Origin of the sequence: Aquabacterium sp. J223 (assembly GCF_024666615.1) — a bacterium.
In the GTDB taxonomy this organism is placed as follows: domain Bacteria; phylum Pseudomonadota; class Gammaproteobacteria; order Burkholderiales; family Burkholderiaceae_C; genus J223.
In genome coordinates this window covers 1,626,725-1,649,132 of the sequence record NZ_CP088297.1, presented here as the reverse complement: position 1 = coordinate 1,649,132, position 22,408 = coordinate 1,626,725, and the positions used below count along the sequence as shown (strand labels likewise).

Here is a 22,408-nt window from a genome sequence, read left to right as displayed (position 1 = left end):
AAGACCGAGGCACAGGTCCGCAAAGCGCCGGCCAGGGACATCGACCCTCGCCACAATGGCCCGCATGCCGTACGCCCCGACCGCCGACGACAGCGCCGCCTACCAGGCCCTGTGCGCCCGCGACGCGCGCTTCGACGGCCGGCTGTTCGTCGGCGTCACCTCCACCGGCGTGTACTGCCGGCCGGTGTGCCGGGTGCGCACCCCACGGCTGACCCATTGCCGCTTCTTCGGCCATGCCGCGGCGGCCGAGGCGGCCGGCTTCCGCCCCTGCCTGCGCTGCCGGCCGGAACGCGCGCCGGGCCGCACCTGGTCGACCGCCGACGCCACGCAGGCGCTGGCCGCGCAGGCCGCGCCGCTGCTGCAGGCGGCGGCGCACGACGGCGAGCCGCAGCCGGTGGCGCGGGTGGCGCGGCGGCTGGGCGTGACCGACCGGCACCTGCGCCGGCTCTTCACCGCCGCGCACGGCGTGACGCCGATCGACTACCTGCTCACCACCCGGCTGCTGATGGCGAAACAGTTGCTGGCCGACACCGACCTCGGCGTGGCCCAGGTGGCGCTGGCCGCCGGCTTTGGCGACGGCCGCCGGCTGCACGAGGCGCTGGCCCGGCGCTACCGCCTGTCGCCCAGCGACCTGCGGCGAGGGCATGGCGGCGCGGGGCCGGCCGGCGGTACGGCGCTCACGCTGCGCCTGGGCTTCCGCCCGCCGCTGGACGCCGCGGGCCTGCTGCGCTTCCTCGGCGCCCGCGCGCTGCCCGGCGTCGAGGGGGTGACGGCCGACGGCCAGTGGCGCCGCACGCTGCGCCTGCCCGCGCCCGATGGACAGGGCGCCATCGACGGCTGGCTGTCCGCGCGCTTCGACGTCGAACGCCATGAGCTGGTGCTGGACGCCGCGCCCGCCTTCGCGCCGGTGCTGGGCCGGCTGGTGCGCCGGGTGCGCCAGGCGCTGGACCTGGACGCCGACCCGGAGCCGATCGACGTCGCCCTGGCCGCCCTGCCCTTCGCGCCGGTGCCCGGCCTGCGCCTGCCCGGCAGCGCGGACGGCTTCGAGACGGCGGTGCGCATCGTGCTCGGCCAGCAGATCAGCGTGGCTGCCGCACGCACGCTGGCGCTGCGGCTGGTCGCGCGCTTCGGCACGCCGGTGGCCACGCCCTTCGCGGAGCTCGACCGTGCCTTCCCCACGCCCGCGGTGCTGGCCGCCGCCGACGCCGACGACCTCGGCCGCCTGGGCATCGTGCGCCAGCGGGTGGCCGCGCTGCAGGCCCTGGCACGGGCCGTGGCCGACGGGTCGCTGGTGCTCGACGCCGGGGGCGCCGACCTGGACACCACCCTGGCCGCGCTGCTCGCGCTGCCCGGCATCGGCCCGTGGACGGCCCAGCTGATTGCGCTGCGCGTGCTGGGCTGGCCCGACGCCTGGCCGGCCTCGGACCTCGGCCTGCTGCGCGCCTTCGGCGTCACCACCGCGGCGGCGGCCACCGAGGCCGTGCAGGCCTGCCGGCCCTGGCGCAGCTACGCCGTCATCCGCGCCTGGCAGGCGCTGGACCACAGGACCGCCACATGACCGCTTCGCTGAACACGCACCTGATCGCTTGGTGCCAGGTTGACACCCCCTTGGGGCCGATGACCCTCGCCGCCGCGCGGCACGGCCTGGCTGGCGCCTGGTTCGACGGCCAGCGCCACCACCCCGGGCCGCTGCGCGCCCCCGAGGTGCCGGACCACCCGCTGCTGGTCGAGGCGGCCCGCCAGATCACCGACCACTTCGCCGGCCGGCGCCGCCGCTTCGAGCTGCCGCTGGACCTGCACGGCACCGCCTTCCAGCAGTCGGTGTGGCAGGCGCTGCTGGCCCTGCCCTGCGGCGCGACCGCCGGCTACGGCGCGATCGCCCGCGCCATCGGCCGGCCGTCGGCGGTGCGTGCGGTGGGCGCCGCGGTCGGCCGCAACCCGGTGTCCATCGTCGTGCCCTGCCACCGGGTGCTGGGCCACGACGGCGGCCTCACCGGCTACGCCGGCGGGCTGGACCGCAAGCAGGCGCTGCTGCTGCTCGAAGGCGTGGGCGCAGCGCTGCCGCCGGCGCACCGGCGCGCGCTGGCCCCGGCATGAAGCGGGTCGACGTCATCGAACTGCTCGCGCTGGCCTCGCTGTGGGGCGGGTCCTTCCTGTTCACCCGCATCGCGGTGCCGGAGTTCGGCCCGCTGCCGCTGGCCACGCTGCGCATCGTCGGCGGCGCGCTGTGCCTGCTGCCGCTGCTGCTGTGGCAGGGCCAAGCGCCGGCGTTGTTGACGCACTGGCGGGCGCTGCTGGCCGTCGGCTTCTTCAACTCGGCGCTGCCGTTCACGCTGTTCAACGTCGCGGCGCTGTCGCTGCCGGCCGGCATGCTGGGTGTGTTCAACGCCACCACGCCGCTGTGGGGCGCGCTCATCGCCTGGGCCTGGCTGGGCGAACGGCCCGGCGGCTGGAAGGCGTTGGGCCTTGCCATCGGGTTCGCCGGCGCCGCCGGCCTGGCGCTGACCAAGGCGGGCGCCGGTGGCGGGCAGGCCGGCCCGTGGGCGGTGCTGGCCTGCCTGGCCGCCACCGCGGCCTACGGCCTGGCGGCCAGCATGACCCGGCGCTGGACGAACAGCGTGCCGGTGATCGTGCTGGCCACCGGCAGCCTGCTCGCCAGCGCCATCGTGCTGGCGCCGGCCGCGGCGCTCACCTGGCCGGCCCGCCTGCCCGGCGCGCTGGCCTGGGGCTCGGTGGCCGCGCTGGCGCTGCTGTCCACCGGCGTGGCCTACGTCCTCTACTTCCGGCTGCTCGCCCGCAGCGGGCCGGCGACGGCGCTGTCGGTGACCTACCTCGTCCCCGTCTTCGCCACGCTGTGGGGCGGACTGCTGCTGGACGAGCCGGTGACCGCCGCCATGCTGACGGGCGGTGCGGTCATCCTCGCCGGCACGGCGCTGGTCACCGGGCTGGTGGTGCCGGGACGGCGCCGGGCCAAGGCGGCATGAGCACGCCGGGCCGCTCCCAAGTGCGAATCCCGGAGCGCGTGACGCGGAGGGTCGTCCAGTGAGGTCGTCGCGGCGCGGTCTGCTGAAGTGTGCGGCGGCGCTGCCGCTGCCCGGCTGCGCCGCCCTGGCCGGACCGCCGGCACTGCCCGGGGTGGCCCGCGAGCGCCGCTTCGTGCTGCTCGGTGAGTTGCACGACCGCGCGGCCCACCACCGGCTGCGAGCGGCCTGGATCGCGCAGCTCGCGGCGGCCACGCCGACGCGGCTGCGCATCGTCTTCGAGCAGATGGACCGCGGCCGCGACGCCGCGATCGCACAGGCGCAGGCGCGCGGCGCCGACGCCGACGCCATCGCCGACGCCGCCGCGCTGGACCGTGCCGGCTGGCGCTGGCCGCTGCACCGGCCGCTGGTGGAGGCGGCGCTGGCCGCACGGGCCGAGATCGTCGGCGGCAACCTGTCGCGCGAGGCGGCGCGGGCGGTGGTGCGCGACGCCGCGGCCGTGCCCGACGACCTGGCACCGGCGCTGCGCGACCCCGGCTGGACCGATGCCCTGGCGCAGCGGCTGGTCGGCGAGATCGCCGACGCCCACGGCGACGCCCTGCCCGCGGCGCTGGTCCCCGGCCTCGTGCGCGCGCAGCGGCTGCGCGACGCCGCGCTGGCTCAGGCCATGAGCCAGGGGCTGGCGCCCGGCCGCCGCGCGGTGCTGATCGCCGGCAACGGCCATGTGCGCGACGACCTCGGCGTGCCGCACCAGCTGCGGCGGCTGGGCGTGGCGCGGTCGGACATCGCCAGCGTGCTGCTGCTCGACGAGGGCGTGCCCGCCATGCCGGCGGATGCCGTGCTGCGGCTGCCGGCCTAGGCGCCGGCCCAGGCGCGCAGGCGGCGCAGGTAGTCCGGCACCAGCCAGAAAATCACGCCGGTGACCACCGCGTTGGCCAGGCCGACCGCGAGGAACACCTCCGCCAGCCCGAGGCCCGTGGCCAGCAGGGCGCCGGCGATGACCGCGCTGGCCACCATGAACAGCGCGTTGAGGATGTTGTTCGCCGCGATGATGCGCGCCCGGTGCGAGGCCGGCGTGCGCAGCTGCACCATGGCGTACATCGGCACGCTGTAGACGCCCACCGACATCGACAGCAGCAGCAGGTCCACCACCACCCGCCAGTGCGCCGTCACCGCCATGAAGGCGGCGATGTCCATCAGCGGCCCCTGGCCCAGGCCGCGGGTGGCGAAGTACAGGTCGATGGCGAACAGGCTCATGCCGGCGGCGCCCAGCGGCACCATGCCGATCTCCACCTGCCCGCGCGACAGTCGCTCGCACAGCAGCGCGCCGGCGCCCACCCCGACCGAGAACACGACCACCAGCAGCGAGGCCACGTGCTCGTCGCCCCGCAGCACCTCCTTCGCGAAGGCCGGGAACTGGGCCAGGAACACCGCGCCGAAGAACCACATCCAGGAGATGCCGAGCAGCGAGCGGAAGACCACCGGGTCGCGCCGGGCGAGCCTGAGGTTGGCCCAGGTCTCGGTGATCGGGTTCCAGTGGATGACCAGCCCGGGCGACGGCGCCGGGGAGGCCGGCACGAACTGCACCGCCAGCCGGCCCAGCAGCGCCAGCGCCAGACCGCCCGCGGCGGCGGCCTGCGGCCCGATCCCCGGCAGCGCGACCAGCACGCCGCCGGCGACGTTGCCGAGCAGGATGGCGACGAAGGTGCCCATCTGCACCATGCCGTTGCCGCCGGTCAGTTCGGCCGGCGCCAGGTGCTGCGGCAGGTAGGCGTACTTGACCGGGCCGAACAGCGCCGAATGCACGCCCATCAGGAAGATGCAGGCCAGCAGCACCACCACGCCCTGGGTCCACAGGCCCCACGCCGCCAGCGCCATGATGGCGATCTCCAGCGTCTTCACCGCCCGCATCACCGCCGCCTTGTCGTGGCGATCGGCGATCTGGCCGCTGGTGGCGGAGAAGAGCAGGAAGGGCAGGATGAACAGCGCCCCGATCACCAGCCCGGCCATCGCCGGCGGCAGCCACGCCACCTGCAGCTGGTAGGTCAGCAGCACGGTGACGGCGAACTTGAACAGGTTGTCGTTGGCCGCGCCCAGGAACTGCGTGCAGAAGAACGGCGCGAAGCGCCGCTGGCGCAGCAGCGCGAACTGGTCGGGGCGGGGGCTCGGGGCGGTCATGGCGGCGAGGGGGTGGCCTCGCCATTCTCCCCGTCCCAGGGGGACAGCTTGCCAAAGGCAGGCAGGGGCGGGCTCTCGCTTAGCGCGCCAAAGCGGATCCGGGTCCCCGGTCCGTGCTGGTGGCCCCGCGCGGGGCGGGCCCCTGGGCCCGGGGGGCTCAATGAATCGCGTTCGACCAGGGGTTGTCGCGGTCGAAGGAAGCGAGGTCGATGTCCACCGCCGTGGTGCCGGCGATGCCCCGCGGCCCTTCGATCAGCTGGCGCAGCACCGCCTCGCCGGTCTCGGGGTCGAGCGGCTTGCTCAGGTAGTGGTCCATGCCGCTGGCCAGGCAGGCCTCGCGCACCAGCTCCAGCGCATGCGCCGTCAGCGCGATCACCGGCGTGCGCCGGCGGCCGCTCACCTCCTCCAGCGCGCGGATCTCGCGGGTGGCGCGGTAGCCGTCCATGCCGGGCATCTCGCAGTCCATCAACACGGCGTCGAAGGCCCGGCTGCGGTACAGCTCCACCGCCTGCGGGCCGTTGCCCGCGTGCACCACCAGCAGCCCCATGCGCTTGAGGATGGCCTCGGAGATGTACGCGTTGACGTCGTTGTCCTCGACCAGCAGCACGGTGCCGGCCAGCGGCGCCCGACCGACCGGTCGCTCCAGCGACTGCAGCGGCATCGGCGAGCTGTTGGTCAGCGCCGCCTTGGGCAAGGCGAGTGCGACCGTGAACACGGTGCCCGCGCCCGGCTCGCTGGCCAGCGTGATGGCACCGCCCATCGCCTCGACCAGCTGCCGCGAGATGGCCAGGCCGAGGCCGGTGCCGCCGTAGGACCGGTTGCTGCCCGTCTCCACCTGGTAGAACGGCTGGAACAGCTCGTGCATCTTGTCGGCCGAGATGCCGATGCCGGTGTCGCGCACCTGCACCTCGACGCGCACCTCTTCGCCCAGGTCCTCGGCGACCAGACGCACGTCGACCACTCCGTGGTGGGTGAACTTGATGGCATTGCTGACCAGGTTCATCAGCACCCGGCGCAGCTTCTCCTGGTCGCCGACCACCTGGGCGGTGCCGCGGTCGACCTCCGCCACCCGCACCCGCAGCAGCAGGCCCTTGGCTTCGGCGGTGGCCTTGAACACCTCGCAGGCCTCCAGCACGCAGGCCCGGACGTCGAACGGCCGCGGCCGCAGGGCCACCTTCTTGGCATCGATCTTGGCGAAGTCGAGCAGGTCGTTGAGCACGCCCATCAACGTGTCGGCCGACAGCCGGGCCAGGTCGATCAGGTGCTGCTGGTCCTGCGGCAGCTTGGCGCGGTCCAGCAGCGCCAGGGTGCCGATGATCCCGTTCATCGGTGTACGGATTTCATGACTCATGTTGGCGAGAAAGCTCGATTTCGCCCGGTCGGCGGCCTCGGCCTTTTCCTTCGCCTTGCGCAATTCAGTAATGCTGCGCCGGCGCTTGACATGCCAAAACAATTTGCGTTCACGCCAGCTGACCAGCCGGTTCAGCGTGTAGCAGGCGACGTTGGCCGCCAGCAGGTGCACCGCCATGCGGCTGTACAGCCGGGCGTCCACCGGCGCCAGCAGGGCGATGCCGCAGAACACGCCGAGGTTGAACAGCCCCAGCACCAGCGTCTGCCAGGCGCTGAGCCGGGTGAAGCCGTAGATGACGATGGTCAGCAGCACACCAGAGGCGGTGAGGCTCCAGTACTGCATGTTGGCCGCCTCGCCCTGGCGGCTGGTGAAGGCGATGTAGGCGGTGAGCGCCGACGTCGCCAGCAACACGCCCATCTTCATCGGCGCGTAGTTGCGCAGGAACCACAGGCGGTAGCGCAGGGACGAGACGGTCAGGGGCCGTCAGGCCGGCGATGAGGAAAAGGCGCAGCGGCTGCGGGAAATCCAGGAGGGATTTGCCCGCCACCAGATCCCCGACGAAGAAGACGACAAACGCAAAAGCGGCGAGTCCGGCGCTGATGGTCATGAATCTGACCCCAACGCTGCGGTAAAGCCTGCTGTATTCTTGTTCGAGTACGGGATTTTCGAACGCTCCGCGGCCACGCAAAGCCGAACGAAGCCATCCCGTCAGGGAGTTCATGGTTGTAGAAGTGGGAGGAGCTGTGGAGCTTGATTCAACACTGACGCTCGCGCGTCCGTACCGTCGTCCCTATTCGGTACCTGCGCTGCGCCAGGACACGCTTCCCTTCGTGGTCCGGCTGGCAGAGTCCCGCGACGACATTCTGAAAGCGGTGCATCTGCGTGCGCAGGCCTATGGCCGACACCTGCCTGAGGTCGGCCAACTGCTGATGCAGCCGGAAGCCGACGACTGGCGCGACGACGTGCTGTTGCTCATCGCCGAGTCGAAGCTGGATCGCAGCGTCCTGGGCTCGATACGGCTGCACCCGAACTGGCTGCATCCGCTGCGCATCCAGGGCGAATTCGAGATGCCCGCGCACCTGCGGGGCCGGCGACTTCTCGAATTGATGCGGCTGACCGTGCGCAACGGATTGGCCGGAAAGCTCGTCATGGGCGCGCTGGCCAAGGCCAGCTTCGAGATCTGCGCCTGGGCCGGCATCGACGCGATGCTGGTGGCCGGCCGTTTCCCGGTGAGCGCGATGTACGAGGCCATGCAGTTCGACGACCTGCTCCACGGCGCCACCGTCCCGCTGTCCTACGCGGCCGGCGTGCCGCACGGCATCTATGCGCTGCCCATCGCGGAGGTCGAGACGCGGCTGCGCAAGGTCGGTCATTGGCTCTACCCGTTCATCGCCCATACCGAGCATCGCGATATCCAGTTGGACTACCGCTCGGAGGCGCTTCAAAAGTGGTGCCGCTGAAGGCCCCATCGATCTCGATCCGGGTCCCGCCGCTGACGTAGTCCAGCCCCATCTGCGCCAGCCACTCGGTGTCGCCCACCGTCTGGGGGCGATGCCGATCAGGCCGAGGTCGGCGCCGAGCGTGGCCACCGCCTGAAGCAGCGTGTGGGCACGCAAGTCCTGCCGCGCCCGCTCGACGAAGCTGCCGTCCAGCAGCAGGGCGCAGGCCGGGCTGAGGCCGATCTCGGCGAAACGGGTCTCGGCATCGACGTCGGCCAGGGCGCCGCGCAGGCCGGCCTGGTGCAGCGAGTTCAGCAGTTCGGACGCGTCCGGGTGGTGCCGCGAGACGGCGATGCACAGGCTGTCGTCCAGGCCGACGCCGGTGGCCAGGCGGATGGCCTGCGGCACGTCGGCCAGGCCGAGGGTGAGCGGCGCCCGCAGCAGGACGAAGGACTCTCCGCCGCCCACCAGGCCGGGCGCCCGGCGCAGGGCGCCGAAGAAGGCCTCGCGGGTGGCGACCGGGCCCGCCAACAACTCCAGACCGTCGGCCACCGCGGCACCGCGCAGCGAATGCAGCGGCCGGCCGAAGCGCGCCGCGCGGCGCAGCACGGCGGGCAGGGTGTTGACGGGGAGGTGGTCGGCGCTGCGCGTCGACTTGCTGTGGTCCATGAAAATCCTGCAACCGAGGGTGTCCGCGCAGGTTAGAGGCACCGCGGCCGATCGGCCGGATGACGCCGCAGGGCGACGTGACATTGTCCCGGATTCACCCCGGCGCAGGGGCTTACCCGGGGCAGTCGGCGGGCCTGGGTGGCCGACCGCGCGCGCCGGCTCACGCCACCCGCCACCCGACGGTGCCGGCGTCCAGCGCACGACCTTCCGACTGCAGCTTGAGCAGGTGCGCCAGCAGGGACCGCTGCGCCAGGCCGTAGCGGTCGGCCGGCACGTCGTCGTAGACCTGCGCCACCAGCCCGGCCAGCGGCTGCGGGAGCGGGCCGAGCGCCGCCAGCACCTTGGCCTCGCGGCGCAGCCGGTGCCCGATCAGCGCGTCGATCACTTCGGCCGGCCGGCCGATGAGGAAGCCGTGCCCTGGCGCCAGCCAGTCCAGCGGTTCCTGCCGCAACGCCTGCAGCGACGCCAGGTACGCCGCCATGTCGCCGTCGGGCGGGTTGATGACCACCGTCGAGCCCTGCATCACATGGTCACCGGTGAAGAGGGTGCGTTCTTCCTCCAGCAGCACGCACAGGTGGTTGGAGGCGTGGCCGGGCGTGTGCCGCAGCACCAGCGTCGTGCCGGGCCCCGGCCGCAGCCGCTCGCCGTCCGCCGGCTCGCGGTCGGGCGCGAAGTCGATGTCCTGCCCGTCGGGGTGCCCCGGCCGACGGCCCAGCACGGGCACCCCGGCGGCGCGGGCGATGGCCGCCGCCGCCGGCGAATGGTCGCGGTGGGTGTGGGTGGCCAGGACGGCGATCAGCGGGCCCGGCGCATGGCGCTGCAGCGCCTCCACATGCGCGGGGTCGGCCGGCCCGGGGTCGACCAGCAGCCAGCGGTTGGCGCCGGGGTCGCCGACGAAGTAGCTGTTGGTGCCCGGCCCGGTCATCAGGCCGGGGTTGGGCGCCGTCAGCCGCAGGATGCGCGGCGACAGCCACACCGGCTCGCCCGGCCGGATGCGCGCCGAGGCGGTGCCGCGACCCAACGGGTCCAGCCGCGCCACCTCGGCATAGGCGGGCTCGTGCGGCATCACCGGTCGCGGCCCGCCGTCGTCGAGGCCGATGAACGGCTGGATCAGCGCCACCCGCGGCTGGGCATGGGCGGCGTCCACCGCGGCCTGGGCGTCGGGCCAGCGGGCCAGCGCGCGCAGCGTGTGGCGCGTCGGGTTGGCCAGCTGCAGCGCCTCGGCCTCCCGCAGCGCCTGGGCGATGGGCATCCAGCGGTGGGCCACCGTCTCGCCGTCGTCGTGCAGGGCGGACTGGCCGGGTGGGGCGACGGTGACGAAGAAACGGGTGTCGAATCGCTTGGGCAGGCCGGTCGGGGTGAGCCAGTGGGCCTGGTAGCCCAGGCGGTCGGGCGCCAGCCGCAGGCCCAGGCGCCGGCAGGCGGCGGCCAGCCCCTGCGCACCCTGCGCTGCGGCGCGCCGCAGCGCGCCCAGACCGTCCGGCCCCAGCGCCTCGGCCTGCAGCAGGCGGCCGTCGGCGTCGCGGGCGATGAGCAGTCCGGCCTCCTCGAAACACTCCCGGATGGCGGCGACGTAGGCGTCCAGGCCATGGCCCGGCACGCCGAGGCGCCGGCTGGCCTCGGCATCGTCCAGGCCGTCGCACAACCCGTGCAGCGCGCGGTCGCCGGGTTCCACCGTGCCGCCCGGGAAGACAAAGGCGCCGGCATGGCGGTCGCCCGCCCGTTCCGCACGGCGCACCAGCAGCACCTCGGTGCCTTGCGGCCCGTCGCGCAGCACCGCGACCGTGGCCGCCAGGCGGGAAACGGCCGGTGCGGCGGCCTCGAAGACAGGTTCGGACGGCATGGCGGGCGAGCTTACCCGCCGCGGCCCGGGCCTGCCGCCGCGGGCCCTCCCGGCGCGACGGCCCGGACGCCAGGCGGCCGCCGATACCATCGCCGCGTGAGCGCCTCCTCCCACCGCCCGTGCCGCCGCTGAACGGGTCCGTCCCGGGCTGGCGGTCGTGGCCGCGCCGGCTGGGCGACTGGACCGGCGAGCTGTCGGCCGCCACGCTGCGCGCCGACGGCCTGGCCGGCCTGCTCGGCGCGGTGCTGGCCCTGCCGCAGGCCATCGCCTTCGCCCGGCTGGCCGGATTGCCGCCGCAGGTCGGCCTGGCGACGGCCATCGTGCCGTGCGCGGTGGCGGCGCTGGCGGGCGCCAGCCGGCACGTGGTGTCGGGCCCGACCAACGCGCTGTCGCTGGCGCTGCTGGCCACGCTGGCGCCGCTGGCGCTTTCCAGCGGACAGCCCTACCTGCAGCTGGTGCTGGCCGTCACCGTGATGGTCGGCCTCGTGCAGCTGGCGGTGGCGCTGCTGCGCCTCGGCACGGTGGCGCACTTCATCTCGCCGGCGGTGCTGCTGGGCTTCACCAGCGGCGCCGCCCTGCTGATCGCCTGGCACGCCGGCCCGGACCTGCTCGGCATGGCGGACGGCGGCGGGCCGCGACCGGCGGCGCTGGCCGTCGGCGGTCTCACGCTCGGGGTGTCGCTGCTGGCGCGGCGGTACGCGGCGCGCTCGCCCTTCCTGCTGATCGGCCTGCTCGCCGGCACGGCGCTGGCGGCGCTGCTGGCGGCGCTGGCGCCGGGCCTGGCGCCGGCACCCACCGTCGGGCCGCTGCCCGCGGGCGGCCTGTCGTGGCAGTGGCCGCAGGTGCCCTGGTCGGCGCTGCGCGAGCTGGTGCCGGTGGCGCTGGCGCTGACCATCGTCGCCCTCGGCCAATCGGTCTCCATCGCCAAGGCGGTGGCCGAGCGGTCGGGCCAGGCGGTGGACACCAACCGCGAGTTCTTCGGCCAGGGCCTGTCCAACGTCGTCGGCGGGCTGTGCGGCTGCTATGTGTCGTGCGGCTCGCTCAACCGGTCGATGCCCAACCTGGAGGCCGGCGCCCGCACGCCGCTGGCGGCGGTGTTCTCGGCGGCGCTGCTGCTCCTGCTGCTGCTGGTGGCGGCGGACGCGCTGGCCTGGCTGCCGCTGGCCGGCGTGGCCGCGGTGCTGCTGCTCACCGCCTGGTCGCTGCTGGACGCGGCCGGCTGGCGCCGCCTGCGGGCGCTGTCGCGCGGCGACTTCGCGGTCGCCCTGGCCACCGCGGCGGCGACGCTCGCGCTGCGCATGGAGATCGCCATCCTGCTCGGCACCGGGCTGTCGCTGGTGGCCTACCTGCACCGCACGTCACGGCCGGCGATGCGCCTGATGGGCTTCGACCGCATGACGGCCGACCGCCGCTTCGTCGTGCGCGACGACGTGCCGGCGCCGCTGCCCGAATGCCCGCAGATGACGCTGCTGCGCATGGAGGGTTCGGTCTACTTCGGCGCCGCGCCGCACGTGGCCGAACGGCTGCGCAGCCTGCGGCTGCGGCCCGACGCGGCGCCCCACCTGCTGGTGATGGCCAAGAGCATGAACTTCATCGACCCGGCCGGCGATGCGGTCTGGCAGGCGGAGCTGAAGGCCCGCCGGGCGATGGGCGGCGACCTGTACTTCCATGCGCCGCGGCCGCAGGTGCTGCAGGCCTGGCAGCGCAGCGGCTTCCTGCAGGCACTGGGCCCGGACCATGTCTTCACCGACAAGCGCAGCGCCATCGCCGCCATCTACCGGCGCATCCCGGACGAGGCCTGCCGCCGCTGCCCCGCACGCTCGACCTGGGAGTGCGCCACGCGCGCCGGCAGCGCGGAAGGCCCCTACGGCGACCTCTGACCCGGGGCGCTACGCCTCGCTGTCGATGAGCCCCGCGCGGATGGCCCAGCGCACCAGCGCCGGCAGGTCGGACAGGCCGAGCTTGGCCATCAGCCGGCTGCGGTAGGTGTCCACCGTCTTCGGCGACAGGTGCAGCTGCTCGCCGATGGAGGCGCTGGAGTGCCCCTTGACGACCAGCAGCGCGATCTGCCGCTCGCGCGCGGACAGCGGCGCCAGCGGGTCGTCGGGGTCCTCGGTCAACGCGCGCATCGCCAGGTCGGTGACCTCGGGCGACAGGTAGCGGCGGCCCTCGCACACCGCCTGGATGGCGCGCAGCAGTTCGGCCGACGAGGAGCCCTTGAGCACGTACCCCGCCGCGCCCAGCCGCACCGCCTCGCCGACGTGACGCGGCGCCGCCGACATCGACAGCACGATGCAGGGCGTGCGGGCGTCGCGCCGCTTCAACTCGGCCAGCACCTCCAGCCCGTTGCGCTCGCCCAGGTGCACGTCGAGCAGCACCGCGTCCGGCTCGCCGCGCACGATGGCGGCCACCGCCTCGGTGGGCTCGGCGGCCTCGCCGACGACGGTGTGACCGGCCGCCTGCAGCACCGAGCGCAGGCCTTCGCGCACCACCACATGGTCCTCGACCAGGAAGAGTCGGCTCATGTGCGTCCCTCGTCAGTCCAGTGCGCCCGCCGACGCCCGAGGGGACGACTTGACTTGACACCGCTCATGTTGATCCTTCCTCATGCCAGCTCACGCGGACGATGGTGCCACCACCGATCGCGTGCCGAACCTCGAAGCGCCCGCCGATGGCGGCGGCTCGTTCTCGCATGCCCACCATGCCGAGGTGGCCGGGCCGCACCGGCGGCGCGCCGTCGCCGGACAGCGGCACGCCCATGCCGTCGTCGACCACCTCCAGCTGCAGGCCCTGCGCGTCGCCGTTCAGCACCACCCGCACCAGGCTGGCCTGGGCATGGCGCAGCGCATTGGCCACCGCCTCGCGGGCGATCATGAACACCGACTGCTCCACCGGTGCCGGCCAGCGGTGCCCGTCGAGCGCGGTGTCCGCCTCCACCAGCACGTCGACCGACCCGGGCCGGGTGGCCACCGGCCCGCGGTAGAACTCGTTCTCCAGCGCGGCGAGCAGGCCCTGCTCCTCGAGCAGGGGCGGGCGCAGCTCGGTCAGCACCTGCCGCACCTCGCCGACCGCGTGCTCGATCAGGCCGCCGATGTGGCGCGCCAGCTCCGCCGTCCGGTCGTCCGCCTGCGGCGGCCGGGCCCGCTCCAGGGCCTCCCACGACAGCCGCAGCGCGGCCAGCGTCTGGCCGAGCTGGTCGTGCAGCGCCTGCGCCAGCCGGCGGGTGGTCAGGGTGTCCTGGTCCATCAACCGGCGGGCCAGGGCCGACAGTTCCTCGCGGTGCCGCTGCTGCGCCTGCTCGGCGCGCACCCGCTCGGTGACGTCGCGCGCCTGGCCCAGCACGTTGCGCGCGCGGCCGTCGCGGCCCCGCAGCGGGGCCAGCCGCCATTCGGCGGTGACGCGCCGGCCGTCGCGGGCCTGCACCTCGAGCTCGAAATCGAGCGGCTGCTCCCGATGGCGCGCCGCCGCCACGCGGGCCCCCCACTCCGGGCCGCCGCCGGCATGGGCGCCGGGCAGCAGCGTCTGCAGGCCCTTGCCCTCGACCTGCGCCGCGGTCCAGCCGAACGCCGCCTCGCAGGCCGGGTTCCAGTACAGCACCTCGGCGTCCTCGCCGAGCACGAACACCGGCGACGGCAGGCTCTCCACCAGTTGCTGCAGCCGGTCGGCGTCGCGCACGAGGCGGGTCAGCACGTCCTGCCCGGTGAGCGCCGCCCCGGGGCGGGCGTCGGCGTCCAGGCCGTCGAACTGCTGCACCAGGGCGTCGAGCAGTGCGGCTTCGCCCATGGCCGAGCGCTTGCCGCGGCCCAGTCGCTCCGCGGCGCGCTCCAGCGCCACCTGGTAGGGCTGGCTCAGGCGGCGCGACAGCAGCAGGCCGAGCAGCGCGAAGGCGGCCACGCTCACCACCGTCCACCCGAGCAGCGGGCGCAGGGTGCGCCGGGTGCCGGCGGCGACCGCGTCCAGGTCGTGCGCCACCAGCACCTGCCAGCCCAGGGTGGACGCCGCGGTGCGCGGCGACAGGGTCCGCACGGCGACCAGCCAGTCGTGGCCGCCCTCGGCCCTCACCCGCTGCAGCGTGGGCTCGCCGGGCCGGACCGCGGTGGCGACGCCGGCGGTGAGCGCCGGCCAGGGCACGCCCGGCCCGCCCGGCAACTGGCGGCCGGTGGGCGACCGCACGGTGGCGTGCAGCGTGCGCTCGGCCCCGAGGTCGCCCTGCACCTCGTCGCGCAGCCGCTGGAACCAGTCCCACAGCAGGTGGGCGGTGACGACGCCCGCCAGCCGGCCCTGCGCGTCGCGGACCGGCACGCCGATGTCGGCCAGCACCGGCGGTCCGCCGTCGCCGGGCGGCAGGTAGCGGGCCAAGGCCACGGCGGGATGCAGGTCGCCGACGAACACCGACTCGCGGCCGCGCAGGTACACGGGCCGGCCGGCGATGCTCTGGCCCTGCAGGATGCCGCCGGTGGCGGCCAGCACCCGTCCCTCGGCGTCGGTGACGCCGATCCAGGCGTAGCCCTCGATGCGCAGGGCCACCGCTTCCACGCGGGCACGCAGGTCGGCCGCGTCCGCCAGCGGCTGGCGGCCGAGCTGGTCGGCCAGCACCTCCATGTCGGCCACCCGCCGGTCCAGCGCCCGCTCGACCAGAGCGGCCAGGGCACGGGCGCTGCGCTGCGACAGCGCCTCGGCGTCGGCCACCGCCTGCCGGCGCAGCGCCCATTCGGCCGCGGTCAGGCCGATCAGCGCGAAGACCAGGGCCAGCAGACCGGGCAGCAGGGCCAGTCGCCAGCGCAGGGTGAGGAGGGCAGGCCGCATGAATCGAGCGGATCAGTGTAGTGAGCCCGGCCCCGGCGCGCCCTCGCCGAAAGTCCCGAGGAACCGCGGTGGCGCCCGCCGTCCTCCCCCGTCCTCGCCGTCGCCGCCGTCAGCGGCTGGTCGGCATGGCGAACTGCGCGCCGCCGGGCAGGCCACCGCCCTCCGGCCAACGCTGCATCACCGACTTCTGCCGGGTGTAGAAGCGCACGCCCTCCTCGCCGTAGGCGTGCTGGTCGCCGAAGAGGCTGCGCTTCCAGCCGCCGAAGCCGTGCCAGGCCATCGGCACCGGGATGGGGACGTTGATGCCCACCATGCCGACCTCGATGCGGCGGGCGAACTCGCGCGCCGCCCGGCCGTCGCGGGTGAAGCAGGACACGCCGTTGCCGAACTCGTGGGCGTTGATCAGCGCGACCGCCGACGCGAGGTCGGGCACCCGCACGCAGCACAGCACCGGGCCGAAGATCTCCTCGCGGTAGATGCGCATGGCCGGCGTCACGTGGTCGAACAGCGTGCCGCCGGTGAAGAACCCGGCCTCGCGTCCCGGCACCGCCAGGCCCCGGCCGTCGACGACCAGCGTGGCGCCCTCCTCCACGCCCAGGCCGACGTAGCCTTCGATGCGTTCCAGCGCCTGGCGGCTGACGATGGGGCCCATCTGCACGCCGGGCGTCATGCCGTCGCCCACCTTCAGCGACCGGGCCCGCTCGGCCAGCCGCTCGACCACCGCATCGGCCACGTCGCCGACCAGCACCGCCACCGAGATCGCCATGCAGCGCTCGCCGGCCGAGCCGTAGGCCGCGCCGACCAGCGCGTCGACCGCGCCGTCCAGGTCGGCGTCCGGCATCACGACCAGGTGGTTCTTCGCGCCGCCCAGCGCCTGCACCCGCTTGCCGGCGGCCGCGCCGCGCTGGTACAGCGCATGGGCGATGGGCGTGGAGCCGACGAAGCTCAACGCCTTCACGTCCGGGTGGTCGAGCAGCGCCTCCACCGCCACGCGGTCGCCCTGCACGACGTTGAACACGCCGTCGGGCAGGCCGGCCTCCTTCAGCCAGCGCGCCATCAGCAGCGCGGCCGAGGGGTCGCGTTCGCTGGGCTTGAGGACGAAGGTGTTGCCGCAGGCGATGGCCAGCGGGAACATCCAGCACGGCACCATGCAGGGGAAGTTGAACGGCGTGACGCCGGCCACCACGCCCAGCGGCTGGCGCAGCGTCCAGTTGTCGATGCCGGTGGAGACCTGCTCGGTGTGGCCGCCCTTGAGCAGCTGCGGGATGCCGCAGGCGAACTCCACCACCTCGATGCCGCGCATCACCTCGCCCTGCGCGTCGTCGAAGACCTTGCCGTGCTCGGCGGTGATGACGGCGGCCAGTTCGTCCTGGCGCGCGTTGAGCAGCCCGAGGAAGCGCTGCAGCACCCGCGCCCGGCGCACCGGCGGCGTGTCGGCCCAGGCGGGGAACGCCGCCAAGGCAGCCTGCACCGCCCGGTCCACCTCGTCCACCTCGGCCATCAGCACCTCGCGCGCCACCGCGCCGGTGGCCGGGTTGAACACCGGCAGCCGGCGGGCGTCGTCGCGGGCCGGCTGCAGCGCGCCGCCGATCCAGTGGCCGACCGGGCTGTGCAGCGTGCGAAGGACTTCGGCGGTGTCGGGTGCGCCCATGACGGTCTCCTGTGGTGTGGACGCGCAGTCTAGGCAGCGGACCCCTCGCGGCGGAAGCCGTTCGCAGCGGCTTCACCGTTCAGAAAGATGAACAATGGGCGATGACCCAGACCGCCGCGCCCCTGTCCGACCTGCACCTGCTGACCGTGCTGGCGCAGACCCGCAGCTTCACCCAGGCCGCCCGGCGGCTGGGCATGTCGAAGGCCTCGGTCAGCCAGCGGGTGGTGGCGCTGGAGCAGGCGGCCGGGCTGCCGCTGGTGCGCCGGAGCACCCGGTCGGTGGCGCTGACCGAAGCCGGCCTGCGGCTGGTGGAGGAGACGCAGGCGCCCTTCGCGCGCATCGAGCAGGCCTTCGGCGCGGTCCGCGACAGCGCCGGCGCCGTGCGCGGGCTGGTGCGCCTGTCGGCGCCGGTGGCGCTGGGCCGGCAGTGGATCGCGCCGGTGCTGCCCGGCTTCCTGGCCGCACAGCCGGAGGTGCGGGTCGAGATGGCGCTGAGCGACCGCCTGGTCAACCTGGTGCACGACGGGTTCGACCTTGCGGTGCGGCACAGCAGCCATGTGCCCGACAGCCACGTCGCCTGGCGGCTGGCCGACAGCCGGTCGCGGCTGGTCGCCAGCCCGGCCTGGCTGGCGCGCGAGGGCGCCCTCGCCGCCCCCGCCGACCTGGCCACCCGCACCTGCCTGCTCTACCTGCGCGAAGGCGGCGTGCCGACCTGGTTCTTCGAGCGCCGCAGCGGCCGCCGCAGCGAACGGCTCGGTGTGCCGGTGGCCGGCCGCTTCAAGGCCGACAACAGCGAGGTGCTGCGCGAGGCCGCGCTGCAGGGCCTCGGCGTCGCGCTGCTGCCCGACTTCAGCGCCGACGCGCACCTGGCCCGTGGCGAGCTGGTCGAGCTGCTGCCGGACTGGACGCCGGTGGGCTTCTTCGGCGACGCGGTGCACCTCATCCGGCCCTACGGCGCGCAGGTGCCGCGGGCGGTCAGCGCGCTGGTGGCGCACCTGCGGCAGGCGCTGGCCGGCGGGTTCGGCGCCACCGCGTCGGCCGGCCGAACGGCGACGACGCCCACGCCAGCAGCACCGCCGCCGACCACACCACGGCCGGCGGCGCGTGCCCGAGGCCGAGCGCCATCACGAGCATGAAGACGGCGAAGCCCCGCAGCCCGCGGGCGAAGCCGTGCAGCAGCCGCTGCGCCGCCGCCGGGCCATGCAGGGCGAGCGCGAAGCAGGGCAGCACCGCGCCGGCGATCGGCAGCGCCACCAGCGCACCGCTGACCGCGGTCGGCAGCCGCCCGGCGCCGCCCATCACCGCCGCGGCCAGGGCCACCGCGGCCAGCACCCGCCAGGCGATCTCGCGCGCCGGCAGCAGCGGCGCCGCGGCCGCGGGCAGGTCGCGCCCCGGCATGGCGTGGGGCGCCGCCCACGGCGCCAGCAGCGCCAGCGCGGCCGCCGCCACGCCGGGCAGCGCCGCCTGTTGCAGCACCCAGGCGGCCAGGGCATAGGCGGCGGTCGCCAGCGCCAGGCACATCGGCCAGGCCAGGCGCGACGCCAGCCAGGCGAAGCAGACGCCGTGCAGCAGCGTGGCCGGCAGGCAGGCCAGCGTCGCCCAGGCGATGGCCTGCACCCGCGCCGGCGGCTGGTCCAGCAGCAGCAGCGCCATCAGCGGCGCGACGATCACCGGCAGGCCGGTGATCATCCCCGCGACGGCATGGCCGCCGCGCCGCGAGGCCCAGGACGCCAGGGCCACCGCCAGGGCGACCAGGGCCACCTTCAGCGCCAGCACCGCCCGTCGCTCAGTCCGGCGTGCCGCAGCCGCCGCCGCCCGGCGTCTCGATGACGAACACGTCGCCCGGCTGCATGCGGGTCTCGCCGAGGTGGCCGAGCGCCTCGACGCGGCCGTCGGCGCGCTGCACCCAGTTGCGGCCCACCGCGCCGGGCCGCCCGCCGGCCAGGCCGAAGGCGCCGTGCTCGCGGCCGTTGCTGAGGATGGAGGCCGTCATCGGCTTCAGGAAGCGCACCCGGCGCACGCCACCATCGCCCCCTGCCATCGGCCGGCGCCGCCCGAGCCGGGGCGGATCTCGTAGCTGTCCAGGCGCACCGGGTAGCGGAACTCCAGCACCTCGGGGTCGGTGAGGCGCGAGTTGGTCATGTGCGTCTGCACGACCGAGGTGCCGTCAAAGCCGCCGACGGTGCGGCCCGCCGCGTCCTGCACGAGCCCGGCGCCGGAGCCGCCCGAGATGGTCTCGTAATACTGCACGCGCTCGTCGCCGAAGGTGAAGTTGTTCATGGTGCACTGGCTGGCGGCCATGACACCGAGCGCGCCGTACAGCGCGTTGGTCACGCAGCTTGAGGTCTCGACGTTGCCGGCGACCACCGCCGCCGGCGGCCGCGGGTTGAGCATGCAGCCCTCGGGCACGATGACCTCGATCGGCTTCAAACAGCCGGCGTTGAGCGGGATCTCGTCGTCCACCAGCGTGCGGAAGACGTACAGCACCGCCGCCATGGTGATGGCCTTGGGCGCGTTGAAGTTGTTCGGCAGCTGCGCGCTGGTGCCGGTGAAGTCGACCACGGCGCTGCGGCTCGCGGCGTTCACCGTCACCCGCACCTGGATGCGCGCGCCGTTGTCCAGCGGCAGGGTGAACGCGCCGTCGCGCAGGGCGGTGATCACGCGCCGCACGGACTCCTCCGCGTTGTCCTGCACATGGCGCATGTAGGCCACCACCGTGTCGCGGCCGTGGTGCGCCACCATGGCCTGCAGCTCCTCCACGCCCTTCTGGTTGGCGGCGATCTGCGCCCGCAGGTCGGCCAGGTTCTGCACCGGGTTGCGCGCGGGGTGCGGGCCGGACGCCAGCAGCTCGACGATCGCCCCGTCGCGCAGGCGGCCGCCGTCGACCAGCTTGACGTTGTCGAGCAGCACGCCCTCCTCCTCGATGCGGCGGGAGAACGGCGGCATCGAGCCCGGCGTGATGCCGCCGACGTCGGCATGGTGGCCGCGCGAGGCGACGTAGAAGCTGGGCCGGGCATCGCCGTCCTGGAGGTAGACGGGGGTGACCACCGTGATGTCCGGCAGGTGCGTGCCGCCGTGGTACGGGTCGTTCAGCACGTAGACGTCGCCGGGCCCCATCCCGGGGTTGCGGTCGATCACCGTGCGGATGGACTCGCTCATCGAGCCCAGGTGCACCGGCATGTGCGGCGCATTGGCGATGAGCTGGCCTTCGCCGTCGAACAGCGCGCAGGAGAAGTCCAGCCGCTCCTTGATGTTGACCGAGTGCGCCGTGTTGGACAGCCGCAGGCCCATCTGCTCGGCGATGTTCATGAAGAGGTTGTTGAACACCTCCAGCATCACCGGGTCGGCGGCGGTGCCCGCGGCATGGCGCTGCGCGCGGGCGCCGACGCGCTGCAGCTCGACGCTGCCGTCGGCCTGCACGGTGGCCTGCCAGCCCGGGTCGACCACGGTGGTGGCGTTGCGCTCGGCCAGCACCGCCGGGCCGGTGATGCGGGCGCCGGGGCGCAGCGCCTCGCGGCGGTACAGGCCGGCCTCGCGCCAGCCTGCGGGCCGGTCGTCGGCGGCGCAGTGCATGCGGATGGCGTCGGCCGGTGCCGGCCGGTGCGGGGTCGGCTCGGCGCCGCCGGCGGGGGCGGGCCACCGCCTCGCCGGGTGCCACCGCCTCCACCGTCGCCGATTCGATGACCAGGCCGCGGTCGGGCATGAGGAAGGCGAAGCGCCGCCGGTAGGCCGTCTCGAACTGCTGGCGCAGCGCGGCCAGCGCGTCGTCGGCCGGCGCATCGGCCGGCAGGTCGCAGGGCAGCGCGGTGTCGGTGCCGTCGTAGCGCAGGTTCAGCCGGCGGGTGCAGCGCACCTGCGCCGCCGCCACGCCCTGCGCCTGCAGTTCCTGCGACGCGCGCTCCGCCAGCGCGTCGGCCTCGGCCGCGGCACGGGCCAGGCCGTCGGCATCGAGCGGCCACTCGAGCGACCGCTCGCGCATCGCGATGCGGTCGGCCAGCCCCATGCCGTAGGCCGACAGCACGCCGGCCAGCGGATGCGCCAGCACCCGCGTCATGCCCAGCGCGTCGGCCACCAGGCAGGCGTGCTGGCCACCGGCGCCGCCGAAACACTGCAGCGTGTAGTCGGTGACGTCGTAGCCCCGCGCCACCGAGATGCGCTTGATGGCGTTGGCCATGCCGGCCACCGCGATCTGCAGCGCGCCGCTGGCCACGTCCTCGGCGGTCACCGGCTGGCCGGTGGCCTGGCCCATCGTCTTTGCCAGCGCGTCGAAGCCGCGCTGCGCCGCCTCGCGGTCCAGCGGCTGGTCGGCCTGCGGGCCGAACACCGCCGGGAAGTGCGCGGGCTGGATGCGGCCGAGCAGCACGTTGGCATCGGTCACCGCCAGCGGACCGCCGCGGCGGTAGCTGGCGGGGCCGGGGTTGGCGCCGGCCGACGCCGGCCCGACGCGCAGCCGCGCGCCGTCGAAGCGGACGATCGAGCCGCCGCCGGCGGCCACCGTGTGGATGCTCATCATCGGCGCGCGCATGCGCACGCCGGCGACCTCGGTCTCGAACGCCCGCTCGAACTCGCCGGCGTAGTGGCTGACGTCGGTGGAGGTGCCGCCCATGTCGAAGCCGATGACCTTGCCGTGGCCCGCCTGGCATGCGGTCCTCACCATGCCGACGATGCCGCCGGCCGGCCCGGAGAGGATGGCGTCCTTGCCCTGGAAGCGCGCCGCCTCGGTCAGGCCGCCGGAGCTCTGCATGAAGTACAGCCGCACGCCGGGCATCTGCTGGGCCACCTGCTCGACGTAGCGGCGCAGGATGGGGCTGAGGTAGGCGTCGACCACCGTGGTGTCGCCGCGCGAGACCAGCTTCATCAGCGGGCTCACCTCGTGCGAGGCCGACACCTGGGTGAAGCCGATGTGGCGGGCGATGGCGGCGGCCGCGGCCTCATGGGCGGTGTGGCGCCAGCCGTGCAGGAAGACGATGGCGCAGGCGCGGATGCCGGCGTCGAAGGCGGGCTGCAGCGCCGCCCGCAGCGCCGCCTCGTCCAGCGGCTGCACCAGCTCGCCCTGCGCGCCGACCCGCTCCTGTGCCTCCACCACCCGCTCGTACAGCAGTTCGGGCAGCACGATGCGGCGGTCGAACAGCCGCGGCCGCGCCTGGTAGGCGATGCGCAGCGCGTCGCGGAAGCCGCGTGTGGTGACCAGCACCGTGCGGTCGCCCTGGCGCTCGAGCAGCGCGTTGGTGGCCACCGTGGTGCCCATCTTCACGCACTCGACCCGCTCGGGCGTGATCGGCTCGCCCGCCGTCAGGTCCAGCAGCCGGCGGATGCCCTCGACGGCCGCGTCACGGTACTGCTCGGGGTTCTCGCTCAGCAGCTTCAGCGTGTGCAGCGCGCCGTCCGGTGCGCGGCCGACCAGGTCGGTGAAGGTGCCGCCGCGGTCGATCCAGAACTGCCAGCGTCGGTTGGTGGATGGGGTCGGCATGGGGATTGGGAGGAAAGGGT

13 protein-coding genes and 2 pseudogenes are annotated in these 22,408 nt (G+C 74.5%); 8 read left to right on the top strand and 7 right to left on the bottom strand.

Annotated features, from left to right (window positions below; all coding sequences use genetic code 11):
- Positions 1-64: 64 nt before the first annotated feature.
- Genes LRS07_RS07955 through LRS07_RS07940 form a run of 4 tightly spaced genes read left to right on the top strand, consistent with a single transcriptional unit; the run spans position 65 to position 3,840 of the window.
- On the top strand, positions 65-1,558 hold the full coding sequence (locus LRS07_RS07955) for an Ada metal-binding domain-containing protein (RefSeq protein ID WP_260501398.1): 1,494 nt from the start codon (positions 65-67) through the stop codon (positions 1,556-1,558).
- Entirely contained in the window at positions 1,555-2,097 is a 543-nt protein-coding gene (locus tag LRS07_RS07950; RefSeq protein WP_260501397.1) for a methylated-DNA--[protein]-cysteine S-methyltransferase, read from the top strand. Before LRS07_RS07955 ends, LRS07_RS07950 begins: the two co-directional genes overlap by 4 nt.
- Complete coding sequence (locus LRS07_RS07945; RefSeq protein ID WP_260501396.1) at positions 2,094-2,984, top strand: DMT family transporter; 891 nt, start codon at positions 2,094-2,096, stop codon at positions 2,982-2,984. The genes LRS07_RS07950 and LRS07_RS07945 overlap by 4 nt, the downstream gene beginning before the upstream one ends.
- A gap of 58 nt (positions 2,985-3,042) precedes the next feature.
- Positions 3,043-3,840 (top strand): ChaN family lipoprotein, encoded by a 798-nt coding sequence (locus tag LRS07_RS07940; protein WP_260501395.1) that lies wholly within the window; start codon positions 3,043-3,045, stop codon positions 3,838-3,840.
- An 8-nt stretch (positions 3,841-3,848) separates the two neighbouring features.
- On the opposite strand, the pseudogene LRS07_RS07935 reads toward LRS07_RS07940, so the two are convergent.
- Together LRS07_RS07935 and LRS07_RS07930 are read right to left on the bottom strand one after the other, a co-directional pair.
- Positions 3,849-5,159 (bottom strand): annotated as a pseudogene (locus tag LRS07_RS07935) (MFS transporter); the annotation flags it as partial.
- A gap of 157 nt (positions 5,160-5,316) precedes the next feature.
- The gene (locus LRS07_RS07930; RefSeq protein WP_260501394.1) at positions 5,317-6,933 is read right to left on the bottom strand and encodes an ATP-binding protein; all 1,617 of its coding nucleotides are present in this window, start codon (positions 6,931-6,933) and stop codon (positions 5,317-5,319) included.
- Positions 6,934-7,253: 320 nt separating this feature from the next.
- Here LRS07_RS07930 and LRS07_RS07925 point away from each other — a divergent pair, with 320 nt between their 5' ends.
- Both LRS07_RS07925 and LRS07_RS07920 read left to right on the top strand, forming a co-directional pair.
- Entirely contained in the window at positions 7,254-7,970 is a 717-nt protein-coding gene (locus LRS07_RS07925; protein ID WP_260501393.1) for an N-acyl amino acid synthase FeeM domain-containing protein, read from the top strand.
- Positions 7,971-8,114: 144 nt separating this feature from the next.
- The gene (locus tag LRS07_RS07920) at positions 8,115-8,654 is read left to right on the top strand and encodes a hypothetical protein (protein WP_260501392.1); all 540 of its coding nucleotides are present in this window, start codon (positions 8,115-8,117) and stop codon (positions 8,652-8,654) included.
- 124 nt (positions 8,655-8,778) lie between these two features.
- Here LRS07_RS07920 and LRS07_RS07915 read toward each other — a convergent pair whose 3' ends face one another.
- The gene (locus LRS07_RS07915; RefSeq protein WP_260501391.1) at positions 8,779-10,461 is read right to left on the bottom strand and encodes an MBL fold metallo-hydrolase; all 1,683 of its coding nucleotides are present in this window, start codon (positions 10,459-10,461) and stop codon (positions 8,779-8,781) included.
- Positions 10,462-10,580: 119 nt separating this feature from the next.
- On the opposite strand from LRS07_RS07915, the gene LRS07_RS07910 reads away from it, so the two are divergent.
- Entirely contained in the window at positions 10,581-12,341 is a 1,761-nt protein-coding gene (locus LRS07_RS07910; RefSeq protein WP_409450617.1) for a SulP family inorganic anion transporter, read from the top strand.
- Positions 12,342-12,350: 9 nt separating this feature from the next.
- Here the strand turns inward: LRS07_RS07910 and LRS07_RS07905 are convergent, their stop codons facing one another.
- The 3 genes from LRS07_RS07905 to LRS07_RS07895 form a co-directional block, all read right to left on the bottom strand.
- Positions 12,351-12,986, bottom strand: coding sequence for a response regulator (locus LRS07_RS07905; RefSeq protein WP_260501390.1), 636 nt, complete (start codon positions 12,984-12,986; stop codon positions 12,351-12,353).
- A gap of 64 nt (positions 12,987-13,050) precedes the next feature.
- On the bottom strand, positions 13,051-15,267 hold the full coding sequence (locus LRS07_RS07900; RefSeq protein WP_260501389.1) for a sensor histidine kinase: 2,217 nt from the start codon (positions 15,265-15,267) through the stop codon (positions 13,051-13,053).
- Between the two features lie 109 nt (positions 15,268-15,376).
- A complete protein-coding gene (locus LRS07_RS07895) occupies positions 15,377-16,918 on the bottom strand; it encodes a CoA-acylating methylmalonate-semialdehyde dehydrogenase (protein WP_260501388.1) in 1,542 nt (513 codons plus the stop codon).
- Positions 16,919-17,019: 101 nt separating this feature from the next.
- Between LRS07_RS07895 and LRS07_RS07890 the strand changes: the two genes are divergently transcribed.
- Complete coding sequence (locus LRS07_RS07890; RefSeq protein WP_260501387.1) at positions 17,020-18,054, top strand: LysR family transcriptional regulator; 1,035 nt, start codon at positions 17,020-17,022, stop codon at positions 18,052-18,054.
- A 650-nt stretch (positions 18,055-18,704) separates the two neighbouring features.
- Here the strand turns inward: LRS07_RS07890 and LRS07_RS07885 are convergent.
- Positions 18,705-22,388 (bottom strand): annotated as a pseudogene (locus tag LRS07_RS07885) (hydantoinase B/oxoprolinase family protein).
- Positions 22,389-22,408 lie beyond the last annotated feature (20 nt).

What these genes read in the sequence shown, in the direction of transcription:
- LRS07_RS07905 (WP_260501390.1), bottom strand. Translation starts at nt 12,986, where the DNA reads ATGAGCCGACTCTTCCTGGTCGAGGACCATGTGGTGGTGCGCGAAGGC.
- LRS07_RS07930 (WP_260501394.1), bottom strand. Translation starts at nt 6,933, where the DNA reads ATGAAGATGGGCGTGTTGCTGGCGACGTCGGCGCTCACCGCCTACATC.
- LRS07_RS07900 (WP_260501389.1), bottom strand. Translation starts at nt 15,267, where the DNA reads ATGCGGCCTGCCCTCCTCACCCTGCGCTGGCGACTGGCCCTGCTGCCC.
- LRS07_RS07955 (WP_260501398.1), top strand. Translation starts at nt 65, where the DNA reads ATGCCGTACGCCCCGACCGCCGACGACAGCGCCGCCTACCAGGCCCTG.
- LRS07_RS07945 (WP_260501396.1), top strand. Translation starts at nt 2,094, where the DNA reads ATGAAGCGGGTCGACGTCATCGAACTGCTCGCGCTGGCCTCGCTGTGG.
- LRS07_RS07915 (WP_260501391.1), bottom strand. Translation starts at nt 10,461, where the DNA reads ATGCCGTCCGAACCTGTCTTCGAGGCCGCCGCACCGGCCGTTTCCCGC.
- LRS07_RS07950 (WP_260501397.1), top strand. Translation starts at nt 1,555, where the DNA reads ATGACCGCTTCGCTGAACACGCACCTGATCGCTTGGTGCCAGGTTGAC.
- LRS07_RS07895 (WP_260501388.1), bottom strand. Translation starts at nt 16,918, where the DNA reads ATGGGCGCACCCGACACCGCCGAAGTCCTTCGCACGCTGCACAGCCCG.
- LRS07_RS07890 (WP_260501387.1), top strand. Translation starts at nt 17,020, where the DNA reads ATGACCCAGACCGCCGCGCCCCTGTCCGACCTGCACCTGCTGACCGTG.